Below are 11,419 nucleotides of genomic sequence, written 5' to 3' on the forward strand. Positions count from 1 at the left end.
CCCTTCCCCCTGGCCGCGTCAGCCCTGGCCCCCCTGCGCGCCCAGGCGCCGGAGGCCTTCGGCCCGCTCTGGTCCGGTCAGGCCGCCGCGCTCGCCAGGCCCGAAGGCGCCGAGGCGATCACCACGCGCATCGCCCGCGAGGCCGCAGACGTGCTGACAGGGCTCAGCGGAAGGCCGGCCCCGGCCGGACGCCCAGACGCTTGAACAGCAGGGCCGCCGGGCAGAAGCCGGTGAAGGCCGCCTGGATCATGTTCAGCCCGGCGAAGGCGCTGAGCAAGGCCCACCAGGGGCTCACGAAATGGGCGAGCGCCAGTCCGGCCAGGACGACAATCCCGGCGAAGACGAAGACGGCGCGGTCGAGGGTCATGGTCGGTCTCCTTTCAGGCCGAGGCGGCCTGGCTGAGCGCCTGGCGGGTCCAGGCGATGATCTGGTCGGCGGTCTGGGCGCCGGCCTGGCGGGCGATCTCGCGCCCGTCCTGGAAGAGGATGAGCGCCGGAATCCCTGACACCCCCAGTTCGGCGCTGGCCTGCGGATCGGCGTCGGCATTGAGCTTCAGGAGCCGCGCCTGCGGCTCCAGGCGCCGGGCCGCGGCGGTGAAATGGGGCGCCATGGCCCGGCAGGGGCCGCACCAGGGCGCCCAGACATCCAGCAACACAGCCACGCCCTGGTTGGCGCGCCGGTGGACCTGCAGGCCCGCAGCGTCCACCTCTGTGGGCTCGCCGGCGAACAGGGCGGCGCGGCAGCGGCCGCAGCGCGCCTGACCAGCGTCGCGCTCAGGCGGGATGCGGTTGGCCGCCAGACAATGGGGGCAGACGACCTGGGCCACCGCTCAGGCCTTCAGCTTGCGCGCGCCGATGAGATCCAGCGCCATCTTCTCGTAGAAGGGGGCGCTCTCCCCGCGCCTGATCTTGCCCAGGAAGTACTTCTCGAACCCAATCTTCGCCAGATGCACCCAACCCCCGACGGCCGACCAGTTGACGTTGCGGGGCGGGATCTGGGGCTGGGCGATAAAGGCCACCCCGCCATCGCCGAAGTCCGCCAGGCAGATGGCGTTCCAGGTGGCCTCGTGGGTGGGCGCCCGCCCTTCCAGCAGCGCCTTCAGATTCTCCGCGATGGCCGTGACCATGCTCTCGATCATGAAGCCGGTCTTGGGCACGCCCACCGGGACCGGGGTCTTGCCCACCGGCGGAATGGCCACGCAGACCCCCAGGGAGAAGACGTTGGGAAAGGTCGGATTGCGCTGATGCCGGTCGGCCAGGATGAAGCCCCTGGGATTGGTCAGCCCTTCGATCCCGAAGACCGCCGGAACCCCCCGGAAGGCAGGCAACATCATGGAATAGGCGAAGGGAAGCTGGTGGGTGGTCCGGACTGCGCCGTCGTCGCCCACCTCCTCCACCGTCATCAGCCCGTCCTCGACACGGGCGACGCGGGCGTTGGTGATGAAGGCGATGTGCCGGTTGCGCATCTCGCTTTCCAACAGGCCCTTGGTGTCGCCGACGCCGTCCAGGCCCAGATGGCCCACATAGGGTTCGGCCGTGACGAAGGTCATGGGCGTCCCGTCGCGCACCCTGCGGCGGCGCAACTCGGTGTCGAGGATCATGGCGAACTCATAGGCCGGGCCATAGCAGGAGGCGCCCTGCACGGCGCCCACCACCACCGGGCCCGGATGGGCCGCCAGCCGCTCGAAAGCCTCGGCTGCGCGCTCCGCATGCTCCACGTGGCAGACCGACTGGGTGAAGCCGCCGTGGGGACCCAGCCCCTCGATCTCGTCAAAGGCCAGTTCGGGCCCCGTGGCGATGACCAGGTAGTCATAGGCGAGGCTCTGGCCGCCATTGAGCTCCACCCGGTTCTCGGCCGGATGGACGCGGCGGGCGCCGACCCCGGTGAACCCCACCTTCTTGCGGGCCATCACCGGCGGCAGAGCCACCTCAATGGCCTTGCGCTTTCGCCACCCCACGGCGACCCAGGGATTTGACGGCACGAAATGGAAGGTCTCCCCCTGAGAGACCACCATGACCTCGGCCTTGGAGCCGACAGCCTCTTTGATCTCGAAGGCTGCGATGGCGCCGCCGAGGCCTGCGCCCAGAACGATGATGCGGGGCTGTACCATGGGCGAATCTTGCTCCCTTGCCTCTGGGTCGCCTTGATCGGCGTCAAGGCGACCCTCGCCCCGGCGACCGAGGTTCGGACGGCTTGAAACCCCCTGGTATTTCATTATATGCGCATCTTCGCATATTCAAGCCCTCTACCGAAAGGCGTCCCATGAGCCCGTGCCCCGATCTGAGCCCCGCCGATGTTCAAGCCCGGCTGGAGGCCCGCTCCATCGTCCTGATCGATGTCCGGGAACCCGCCGAATATGCTGGCGAGCGCATCCATGGGGCGTTGAACTTCCCGCTCTCCACCTTCGACCCGGCCGCCCTGCCCGACGGCGGAAGCCGGGCCATCGTCCTGCAATGCGGCTCGGGCAAGCGCTCAGGCATGGCGATGGAGGCGTGCCGTAAGGCCGGGGTCACGGTGGCCGGTCACCTTGCAGGCGGCATCGGCGCCTGGAAGTCGGACGGCCGCCCGGTGATCCGGATCGACCCGGCCACCGGCGCCGTCCGCGACGCCCGCTAGTCCCTTCCACAAGAGACCGCCCCATGCGCCGCGCCCCGCCGATCACGGCCCTCGCCCTCGCCCTCGTCCTCTCGGCCTGCGGTGAGGGCGAGGCCCCCGAGCCCGCGGCCGCCGCCGCAGCCGCCCAGGGTGAGCGCCTGACGCTCAGCCTGCAGCCCATCGCCGACGTGAAGCCCGCCGCCGCGGTGGTCACCACGCGCGACATGGGCGAGGCGCGGGCCCGGATCGGAGGCACCCTGGCCGAACTGCGCGTCCGCGAAGGCGAGGTCGTCCGCAAGGGCCAGGTCCTGGCCATGGTGCGCGACCAGCGTCTGGTGCTGGAGGCGCGCGCCTATGAGTCCCAGCAGGCCGCGGCGGAGGCCGAGGCGGTTCGCGCCGAGGCTGATCTCGCCCGGGTCCGCACCCTGCACGACAAGGGCTTCTACGCCGCCGCACGCCTCGACCAGGCCCAGGCCGCCGCCCGCGCCGCCCGCGCCCAGGCCGACGCCGCCCGCGCCCAGAGCGCGGCCAGTGCGGAATTTGTGGGCCAGGGGGCCATACTGGCGCCGGCTGACGGCCGCGTGCTGCGCGCCGACGTTCCCGCCGGCTCCGTGGTCGCCCCTGGGCAGGTGGTGGTTGTCGTGACGGCGGGCGAGCCCCTGCTGCGCCTCACCTTGCCTGAAGGTCAGGCCGGAGCCCTGGCGGTGGGGGATACGGTTCTGATCGACGCCGCCGACCTGCCCGGCGCCGACCGTGGCCGTGTGGTCCAGGTCTACCCCGCCATCGAGGCCGGCCGGGTGAGCGCCGACATCTCCGTTCCCGGCTTGCGGGCCGACCTGGTGGGACGCCGCGTCGGGGTTCGCGTGCCTCTGGGCGAGCGCCAGGGACTGGCGGCGCCGCCCCGCTTCGTGGCTGCCCGCTACGGCCTGGACTTTGTCCGGGTGGCCATGCCGGGCGGCGGGGTGAGCGAGGTGGCCGTCCAGACCGCCCCCATTCCAGGCCGCGAGGATGTGGAGATCCTGTCCGGCGTGATGGCCGGAGACGTGCTGCTGGCGATGGAGACCGGGCGATGAGACTGGGCCTCTCCGGTCGTCTGACCCAGGCGACCCTTCATTCGCCGCTGACCCCGCTGTTTCTGCTGGCGGCGATCGCGGTGGGCCTGCTGGCCCTGGCCTCCATCCCGCGGGAGGAAGAACCGCAGATCAGCGTTCCCATGGTGGACATCATGGTCGCCGCTCCGGGCCTCAGCGCCCCCGACGTGGCCGAGCTGGTGGGCAAGCCGCTGGAGACCATCGTCAAGAGCATCGACGCCGTCGATCATGTCTACACTCAGGCGGAGGACGACCAGGTGCTGGTCACCGCGCGGTTCGAGGTGGGCGAGGATCCCGACGCCGCCGCCGTCCGCGTGCATGAGAAGATCCGCGCCAATTACGACCGCATCCCGGCGGGCGTCTCCGAACCCATGATCGTGACCCGGGGCATCAACGACGTCCCGGCCGTGGTGCTGACCCTGAGCCCTCGCCCCGAGGCGCAAGACCTGTGGACCGATCAGGCCCTCTATGACGTGGCGCTCAAGCTGCGCGCCGAGCTGGCCAAGGTCGAGGATGTGGGCCTGACCTTCGTGGTGGGCGGCCGGCCCGATGAAATCCGGATCGAACCCGATCCCGAGCGCCTGACCCTGAGAGGCGTGCCGCTGTCCTCGGTGATCGACGCCGTGCGCCAGGCCAGCCGGAGCTTTCCGGCGGGAACCCTCCGCGAAGGCGGTCAGGCCGTGCAGGTGGCCGCTGGTGAGCGCCTGTCCACCGCCTCCGAGATCGGCCTGATTACCGTGGCCTCGGTGGACGGGCAACCGGTCTATCTTCGCGATGTGGCCCAGGTGGTCCAGGCGCCGCGCCAGGATCAGTCCCGGGTCTGGAGCTATGCCCGGCAGGGCGACGGCTGGACCCCGGCTCCGGCGGTCAGCCTGGCCATCGCCAAGCGCCAGGGGGCCAATGCGGTGGTGGTTTCAGAGCACATCATGGCGCGGGTCGAAGGGCTGAAGGGCGACCTGATCCCCGACAGCCTCGTGGTGAGCGTCAGCCGCGACTACGGCGAGACCGCCAACGAGAAGGCCAATGAACTCCTGTTCCATCTGGCCCTGGCCACCCTCTCCATCGTCATACTGATCGGCCTGGCCATCGGCTGGCGGGAGGCCGGCGTCACCGCGGTGGTCATCCCGACGACCATTCTGCTCACCCTCTTTGCGTCGAACCTGATGGGCTACACCATCAACCGGGTCAGCCTGTTCGCACTCATCTTCTCCATCGGCATCCTGGTGGACGACGCCATCGTGATGATCGAGAACATCGCCCGGCACTGGGCGATGAAGGATGGACGCTCGCGCAGCCAGGCCACGATCGAGGCCGTGGCCGAGGTGGGCAATCCCACCGTGGTCGCCACCCTGACGGTGGTGGCGGCGCTCCTGCCCATGCTCTTCGTCTCTGGACTCATGGGCCCCTACATGGCGCCGATCCCGGTCAACGCCTCGGCCGCCATGGTCTTCTCTTTCTTCGTGGCGGTGGTGATCGCCCCCTGGCTGATGGTGCGCTTCGCCCGCAAGACCCTTGCGGGCGGCCACGGCGGCCACGCCGAGGGCGAAGGACGCATCGGAGCGATCTATCGCTCCGTGGCCGGTCGGGTCATCGCCACCCGCCGCAGCGCCTGGATTTTCCTGCTGGCGGTGGGCGCGGCGACGCTCTTGTCCATGGCCATGTTCGCCACCAAGACGGTGACGGTGAAGCTGCTGCCCTTCGACAACAAGTCCGAGCTGCAGGTCATCCTGGACATGCCCGAGGGCACGAGCCTGGAGATGACCGAACGCACCCTGGGGGCGGCGGCCCAGATCGCCGGGACCCTGCCGGAAGTGACCGCCATCGAGGCCTATGCCGGGGCCTCGGCGCCCTTCAATTTCAACGGGCTCGTGCGCCACTACTTCCTGCGCAGCCGCCCGGAAATGGGCGATCTGGCGGTGGGACTGAGCCACAAGTCCGATCGGAACCGGGCCAGCCACGCCGTGGCGCTCGACCTGCGCGAACGTCTCGCCGACCTGCCCCTCCCCGAAGGCGCCTCGATCAAGGTGGTGGAGGCCCCGCCCGGGCCGCCGGTCATGGCCACCCTGCTGGCGGAAATCTACGGGCCGGACGCCGAGACGCGGCGCGCGGTGGCCGCAGAGGTCAAGACCCTGTTCCGCCAGATCCCCTACATCGTCGATGTGGACGACAGCTACGGCCAGCCCCGGCCGCGCCTGCGGCTGGCGCCGGCCCGCGACCGGATGGAGCATCTGGGGGTGGCCGAAGGCCAGGTGCTGGACTCCATCGGCGCCGTTCTGGGCGGCGCGCCCCTGGGCTACGCCACCCGCGGCGAGGGCCGCCCGCCCCTGGAGATCGCCGTGCGCCTGCCCCAGTCCGACCGCGCCTGGAGTCAGCGCCTAGCCGCCACGCCCGTGGCGGTGAGCCAGGGGCCGGCGGGCGCCCGGCTGGTGCAGCTATCCGAAGTGGTGGAGGCCCGCGAGGAGGCCGGCGCCCATCCCGTCTATCGCCGCGACGGACGCGACGCCGAGATGGTCACCGCCGAACTGGCCGGCCAGTACGAAGCCCCCATCTACGGCATGCTGGCGGTGGGCGAGGCCATCGAGGCCCATGACTGGGGCGACCTGCCCAAGCCGGTGGTCCGGCTGAACGGCCAGCCGGACGACGAGAGCGTCCCCACCCTTCTGTGGGACGGGGAATGGGAGATCACCTGGGTGACCTTCCGCGACATGGGCGCGGCCTTCGCCGTCGCCATACTGGGCATCTACGTCCTGGTGGTCGCTCAGTTCAAAAGCTTCCGCCTGCCCCTGGTCATCCTGACTCCCATCCCCCTGACCCTGGTGGGCATCGTCATCGGCCACATCCTGTTTGGAGCGCCCTTCAGCGCCACCTCGATGATCGGCTTCATCGCCCTGGCCGGCATCATCGTGCGCAACTCCATCCTGCTGGTGGACTTCATCCGCCATGCCCAGACCGAGGGCCGGGCTCTGCGGGATGTGCTGCTGGAAGCCGGCGCGATCCGCTTCAAGCCCATCGTGCTCACCGCCCTGGCGGCCATGATCGGCGCGGCGGTGATCCTGTTCGACCCGATCTTCCAGGGCCTGGCCATTTCGCTGCTGTTCGGCCTGGCCTCCTCCACCCTGCTGACGGTGCTTGTCATTCCGGCCATCTATGTGGTCTTGCGCGATGACGGGCGGCCGGCCGGCGCACCCGTCTTGCCCCAAAGCTGAGCACGCCTAGATAAATCCGATGAGCCAAGCCCCCGCCTTCGTCCGAAACCTTCCCGACGCCGCCGAGCTCGCCGCGCTGGAGGCCAGTGCGGCGGCCGCGGCGCGGCTGATGAAGCTGATGGCCAGCGAGCAGCGGCTGATCATCCTCTGCCGCCTGGGCGAGGACGGCGAATGCTCGGTGGGGGATCTGGCCCAGCATGTGGGCCTGGCCCAGTCGGCGGCGTCGCAACATCTGGCCAAGCTGCGGGCCGAGGGCGTGGTGGGCACCCGCCGCGACGGCCAGACCATCTATTACCGGCTGATCGATCCCGCCGCGGCGCGGGTCATCGACACCCTCTGCGACATCTATCGCGGCGGCAAGAAGGCCTGACGGACAAGGCGGACCAGGCCGGCTCAGGCCGGCTTGCGGGCGACCAGATCGATCAGGGCCGACATGCCGGCATGGCCTGGGCCTTCCTGGATCTCCGCATCATAGGCCGCCAGTTCGACGATCTCGAAGTCGGAGAAGGCCTCCGCCAGCAGGGCCTCGGTATAGAGGTTCTCGACGACCCGCGGGCCGCCCGTGCCATAGGCGAGCTGTTCGGGCCGGTAACCCTCCATCAGCAGCAGGCCGCCCGGCTTCAGGCTCCGCTTCATGCCGTCGAACAGGGCCGCGCGCAGGTCAGGCCCGGCGAACTGAATGAAGATGGCCGCAACCACGTCATAGGCCGCCTGCGGCCAGGACCAGTCCGAGAGGTCGGCCAGCTCAAGCTCAAGCTCGACCCCGCGGGCGGCGGCCAGGCGCCGCGCCTTGTCCTGGGCCACCGACGAACCGTCGATGGAATAGACGGACAGCCCCTGCTGCGCCAGCCAGACGCCGTTGCGCCCTTCCCCGTCGGCCACCGCCAGGGCGCGACCGGCGGCGGGCAGCCGGGGCTTCTGCCGGCTGAGGAAGGCGTTGGGCGCCTCGCCGAACACATAGGCCTCGCTTGAGAAGCGGGCGTTCCATTGATCCAGGCTCATCCGACGACACTCTTCCAGGCCACATAGGCCGCCACGGTCAGAACAAGGGTCGCGAACAGGCGCCGCGCCAGCAAGACCCGGCCCGCCAGCAGACCCGCCGCCTTCAGCCCTACGGCCCCGCCAGCCAGCCCGCCCAGGACGAAGAGTCCGGCCACCGGCCAGTCGACAAGACCTGAGAACGCGTAGTTGGACGAGGTGGCCGCCCCGAACAGGGCCACCGACAGAAGCGATGAGGCCGCCGCATTCGCCAGGGTCATGCCGGTGGCCGCCATCAGGCCCGGCACGATCAGAAACCCGCCGCCGATCCCGAAGAAGCCCGCCGCAAATCCTGTGGCCAGGCCCGTCGGCGCGAGCCGCAGGGTGATCGGCCAGTCGATATGCACCCTGGGATCGCCCTCGTCCTTTGGCCTGCGCATCATGGAGAGGGCGATCGCGGCCATGGCCAGGGCGAAGAAGGTCAGCAGGATCTGGCCATTCACCTGCTTGGCGAGACTTGATCCCGCCAGGGCGCCGGCGAGCCCCGTCAGCGCGAACACGCTGGCGCAGGGCCACTTCACCCGCCCGCCCCGGGCGTGGCCGGCCAGATTGAGGGCGGCGTTGACCGCCACAGCCGCCGCCGAGGTGCCGATGGCCACGTGCGGGTCGTCGACCCCCACCACATAGAGGAGCGCGGGCGTCGCCAGCACCGACCCACCGCCCCCGAACACCGCCAGCAGCAGGCCCACCACCGCCCCGCTGGCCAGGGCCAGCAGGATCACGCCACCGTCGAGCGCCATCAGGCCCGCCCCCCGGCCCGCCGCTGATCCATGATCTGCGCCAGGGCTTCCACCAGGGCCAGGACCGTGCGGTCGATGATGCGATAATAGATGGTCTGGGCTTCCCGGCGCCCATCCACCAGGCGCGCGGCCCGCAGCCGTGCCAGATGCTGGGACAGGGCCGAAGGCGACAGCCCCAATCGCCGGGCCAGGTCGCCCACCGAGGCCTCTCCGGCGCGCAGGACGCAGAGAAGCTGCAACCTGTGCTCGTTGCCCACCAGCCGCAGCAGCTCGGCGGCGCCGGCGGCGCGTTGGGCCAGGTCGTCTTCAGGAGGATGCAACGCCATGCCGCATATATATACGTACTTGCTAATTTAGCAATAGCGCATATATTGGATCGCGAAGGAGGATCCCATGTCCGTCGCACAGCTGAGCTATTTCCATGAGCCCACCTCCACGGTCACCTATCTCGTCTGGGACGAGGCGAGCCGTCAGGCCGCGGTGATCGACCCGGTGCTGGACTATGAGCCCAAGGGCGCCAAGGTTTCCCACCCCTCCGCCGACCAGATCCTGCGGGATCTGGAAGCTCACGGCCTGCGACTGGTCTATGTGCTGGAGACCCACGCCCATGCCGACCATCTGTCGGCGGCGGACTATCTGCGCGGCAGGACCGGAGCCAAGGTGGTCATCGGCGCGCATATCCGGGACGTGCAACGCCATTTCGGTCCTCTGTTCGGCGCGGCCGACGTTCGACCCGACGGGGCCGTGTTCGATGTCCTCGTGGCCGAGGGCGACCGGCTGAGCCTCGGGGACACCGGGATTTCGGTGCTCCACACGCCGGGCCACACGCCGGCCTGCGTGACCTATCTGATAGAGGACGCCGCCTATGTGGGCGACACCCTGTTCATGCCCGACTACGGCACGGCGCGGGCGGATTTCCCGGGCGGCGATGCGGCGACCCTCTACCGGTCCATCCGCAAGATCCTCGACCTTCCGCCCCACACGCGCATCTTCGTGGGTCACGACTACCTGACCACAGAACGCCAGTCCCATGTCTGGGAGACCAGCGTCGCCGACCAGCGGGCAGGCAACGTCCATGTGGCCGACGGCGTGACCGAGGCCGAGTTCGTCGCCAAGCGCGAGGCCCGGGACGCCACCCTTCCCCCGCCGGTACTGATCCTGCCGTCCCTGCAGGTGAACATCCGCGCCGGCGCCCTCCCCCCGCCGGAGACCGACGGGCGGGTCTATCTGAAGCTTCCGGTCACCGTGGTCTGAAGCGCGGCGGGACTGGCGTCGGCGGGACATTCGGTGTTCAACCGCCAGATGAGCCCCGCCGACGACTCCTATCTGCTGATCGACCTGGGCGGCCAGGCCTTCGCCCTGCCCATGGGCTCGGTGCGCGAGGTGCTGCCCCTGCCGGTGCTGGATCGACAGCCCCCCTGGCCGAAAATCCTGGCCGGCATGATCAATCTTCGCGGCCAGGCCATGCCGGTGCTCGACCTGGGGCTCCTGTTGAATGCGGGGGCTGATCGCGAGACGACCGATCTCTATGCCCACATCGTCCGCGTCGTCGGGCGTGGCGGGGCGCAGCTGGGCCTGCTGGTGGATCGGGTCACCGACGCCCAGATGCCCGCTGACGGATTCAAGCCGGCCGAACCGGACGAGTCGCCCAATGGCGCCGCCCTGGGCCATCTGCGGTTCGGCGAGCGGCTGGTTCCCCTGCTGGCGCCGGACCGGCTGCTCCTGCTGGAAGAGGCGGCGCGCATCGAAGAGATCACCGCGGCCCTGGCCGACCGGCGCCAGGCCGTGTCGGAGGGCCGGTCCTGACTCCAGCCCCGTTTCAAACGCCCGCGGACGACCACCCCTTCTGGCGGCTCAAGGCGGCGCTGATCGCCCGCACCGGCCACCACTATTACGCCGACAAGGACGAGGTGCTTTGGGACCGGCTGCGCCGACGCCTGCAGGCGCTGGGCCTGGCTGATCTGTCGGCCTATATGGAGCGGCTCGAGGACGAGGCGGCGGGCCCCGCGGAATGGCGGCGCCTGGAGGGCGAGGTCACGGTCGGGGAAACCTACTTCCTCCGCTATGCTGAACAGTTCGCCGCCCTACGCGAAACCATCCTGCCGCAGCTGATCGAGGCCAGGCGGCCGAGCCGGCGCCTTCGCATCTGGAGCGCGGGCTGCTCAACGGGCGCGGAGCCCTATTCCGTGGCCATCCTGCTCCATGAGCTGCTGGGCGCGCAGCTGGCCGACTGGCGCATCAGCATCCTGGGCACGGACATCAATGAGGCGGCGCTGGACCGGGCTACGGAGGGCCTGTTCGGTCCCTGGGCCCTGCGCGCCCTTTCGCCCGAGCAGAAGCAGGCCTGGTTCACGCAAGAGGGGCGCCATCACCGCCTGCGCCGTCCATTTCGCAGTCTCGTCAGGTTCCGGCGAAGCAATCTCCTGGACCTGCTGGGCCAACAGGCGCCGCTCGACCTCAATGAGTTCGACCTGATCCTGTGCCGGAACGTTCTGATCTACTTCCATCCCGACGTGGTGGAGCAGCTTGTGGACGTGCTCGGGGCGCGGCTGAACCCGGACGGATGGCTGCTGCTCGGCCATGCCGAGCCCAACCTCGCCTTCGAGCGCACCCTGCGCGCCGAGACGGTGGCCGGCGCCACCGCCTATCGCCGCCGCGAGGCGCCGCTCACGCCTGCGCCTGAGGAGCCATGGTCGCCGCCGGCCTTCAGCGAAGACCCGACCCCCGCACCTTCGCCCCCCCGCAAGG

14 protein-coding genes are annotated in these 11,419 nt (G+C 69.9%); 8 read left to right on the forward strand and 6 right to left on the reverse strand.

All coding sequences use genetic code 11. The features are described 5' to 3' along the window. Nucleotides 1–204, forward strand: a 204-nt coding sequence (locus V7D28_RS10005) for a hypothetical protein (RefSeq protein WP_333587239.1), incomplete at its 5' end; no start/stop codon positions are given. Here V7D28_RS10005 and V7D28_RS10010 read toward each other — a convergent pair. From V7D28_RS10010 to V7D28_RS10020, 3 genes are read right to left on the reverse strand one after another with little or no spacing between them, the layout of a single operon-like run. After that, nucleotides 164–367, reverse strand: coding sequence for a YgaP family membrane protein (locus tag V7D28_RS10010; protein WP_333587240.1), 204 nt, complete (start codon nt 365–367; stop codon nt 164–166). The genes V7D28_RS10005 and V7D28_RS10010 overlap by 41 nt on opposite strands. A 13-nt stretch (nt 368–380) precedes the next feature. Continuing rightward, on the reverse strand, nt 381–827 hold the full coding sequence (locus V7D28_RS10015; RefSeq protein ID WP_333587241.1) for a thioredoxin family protein: 447 nt from the start codon (nt 825–827) through the stop codon (nt 381–383). Nucleotides 828–830: 3 nt separating this feature from the next. Then, entirely contained in the window at nt 831–2,111 is a 1,281-nt protein-coding gene (locus V7D28_RS10020) for an NAD(P)/FAD-dependent oxidoreductase (protein WP_333587242.1), read from the reverse strand. Between the two features lie 152 nt (nt 2,112–2,263). Here V7D28_RS10020 and V7D28_RS10025 point away from each other — a divergent pair, with 152 nt between their 5' ends. From V7D28_RS10025 to V7D28_RS10040, 4 genes are read left to right on the forward strand one after another with little or no spacing between them, the layout of a single operon-like run. After that, the gene (locus V7D28_RS10025; protein WP_333587243.1) at nt 2,264–2,617 is read left to right on the forward strand and encodes a rhodanese-like domain-containing protein; all 354 of its coding nucleotides are present in this window, start codon (nt 2,264–2,266) and stop codon (nt 2,615–2,617) included. Between the two features lie 23 nt (nt 2,618–2,640). Then, a complete protein-coding gene (locus V7D28_RS10030) occupies nt 2,641–3,669 on the forward strand; it encodes an efflux RND transporter periplasmic adaptor subunit (RefSeq protein ID WP_333587244.1) in 1,029 nt (342 codons plus the stop codon). Then, complete coding sequence (locus V7D28_RS10035) at nt 3,666–6,893, forward strand: efflux RND transporter permease subunit (RefSeq protein ID WP_333587245.1); 3,228 nt, start codon at nt 3,666–3,668, stop codon at nt 6,891–6,893. The genes V7D28_RS10030 and V7D28_RS10035 overlap by 4 nt, the downstream gene beginning before the upstream one ends. 19 nt (nt 6,894–6,912) lie before the next feature. Further along, on the forward strand, nt 6,913–7,263 hold the full coding sequence (locus V7D28_RS10040; RefSeq protein ID WP_333587246.1) for an ArsR/SmtB family transcription factor: 351 nt from the start codon (nt 6,913–6,915) through the stop codon (nt 7,261–7,263). Between the two features lie 23 nt (nt 7,264–7,286). Here the strand turns inward: V7D28_RS10040 and V7D28_RS10045 are convergent, their stop codons facing one another. The 3 genes from V7D28_RS10045 to V7D28_RS10055 are packed head-to-tail and all read right to left on the reverse strand — an operon-like array spanning nt 7,287 to nt 8,991. Beyond that, a complete protein-coding gene (locus tag V7D28_RS10045) occupies nt 7,287–7,895 on the reverse strand; it encodes an SAM-dependent methyltransferase (protein ID WP_333587247.1) in 609 nt (202 codons plus the stop codon). Beyond that, nucleotides 7,892–8,671 (reverse strand): sulfite exporter TauE/SafE family protein, encoded by a 780-nt coding sequence (locus tag V7D28_RS10050; protein ID WP_333587248.1) that lies wholly within the window; start codon nt 8,669–8,671, stop codon nt 7,892–7,894. The genes V7D28_RS10045 and V7D28_RS10050 overlap by 4 nt, the downstream gene beginning before the upstream one ends. Further along, nucleotides 8,671–8,991, reverse strand: a complete 321-nt coding sequence (locus V7D28_RS10055) for an ArsR/SmtB family transcription factor (RefSeq protein ID WP_333587249.1) — start codon at nt 8,989–8,991, stop codon at nt 8,671–8,673. Before V7D28_RS10055 ends, V7D28_RS10050 begins: the two co-directional genes overlap by 1 nt. 73 nt (nt 8,992–9,064) lie before the next feature. Between V7D28_RS10055 and V7D28_RS10060 the strand changes: the two genes are divergently transcribed. The 3 genes from V7D28_RS10060 to V7D28_RS10070 form a co-directional block, all read left to right on the forward strand. Further along, entirely contained in the window at nt 9,065–9,925 is an 861-nt protein-coding gene (locus V7D28_RS10060) for an MBL fold metallo-hydrolase (protein WP_333587250.1), read from the forward strand. Nucleotides 9,926–9,973: 48 nt separating this feature from the next. Continuing rightward, on the forward strand, nt 9,974–10,477 hold the full coding sequence (locus V7D28_RS10065) for a chemotaxis protein CheW (RefSeq protein WP_333587251.1): 504 nt from the start codon (nt 9,974–9,976) through the stop codon (nt 10,475–10,477). A 104-nt stretch (nt 10,478–10,581) separates the two neighbouring features. Continuing rightward, nucleotides 10,582–11,419, forward strand: an 838-nt coding sequence (locus tag V7D28_RS10070; protein WP_333587252.1) for a CheR family methyltransferase, incomplete at its 3' end; no start/stop codon positions are given.

The sequence above is a fragment of the Phenylobacterium sp. genome (genome assembly GCF_036723115.1).
Classification (GTDB): Bacteria; Pseudomonadota; Alphaproteobacteria; order Caulobacterales; family Caulobacteraceae; genus Phenylobacterium.

What these genes read in the sequence shown, in the direction of transcription:
- V7D28_RS10010 (WP_333587240.1), bottom strand. Translation starts at nt 367, where the DNA reads ATGACCCTCGACCGCGCCGTCTTCGTCTTCGCCGGGATTGTCGTCCTG.
- V7D28_RS10020 (WP_333587242.1), bottom strand. Translation starts at nt 2,111, where the DNA reads ATGGTACAGCCCCGCATCATCGTTCTGGGCGCAGGCCTCGGCGGCGCC.
- V7D28_RS10025 (WP_333587243.1), top strand. Translation starts at nt 2,264, where the DNA reads ATGAGCCCGTGCCCCGATCTGAGCCCCGCCGATGTTCAAGCCCGGCTG.
- V7D28_RS10030 (WP_333587244.1), top strand. Translation starts at nt 2,641, where the DNA reads ATGCGCCGCGCCCCGCCGATCACGGCCCTCGCCCTCGCCCTCGTCCTC.
- V7D28_RS10035 (WP_333587245.1), top strand. Translation starts at nt 3,666, where the DNA reads ATGAGACTGGGCCTCTCCGGTCGTCTGACCCAGGCGACCCTTCATTCG.
- V7D28_RS10040 (WP_333587246.1), top strand. Translation starts at nt 6,913, where the DNA reads ATGAGCCAAGCCCCCGCCTTCGTCCGAAACCTTCCCGACGCCGCCGAG.
- V7D28_RS10045 (WP_333587247.1), bottom strand. Translation starts at nt 7,895, where the DNA reads ATGAGCCTGGATCAATGGAACGCCCGCTTCTCAAGCGAGGCCTATGTG.
- V7D28_RS10050 (WP_333587248.1), bottom strand. Translation starts at nt 8,671, where the DNA reads ATGGCGCTCGACGGTGGCGTGATCCTGCTGGCCCTGGCCAGCGGGGCG.
- V7D28_RS10060 (WP_333587250.1), top strand. Translation starts at nt 9,065, where the DNA reads ATGTCCGTCGCACAGCTGAGCTATTTCCATGAGCCCACCTCCACGGTC.
- V7D28_RS10065 (WP_333587251.1), top strand. Translation starts at nt 9,974, where the DNA reads ATGAGCCCCGCCGACGACTCCTATCTGCTGATCGACCTGGGCGGCCAG.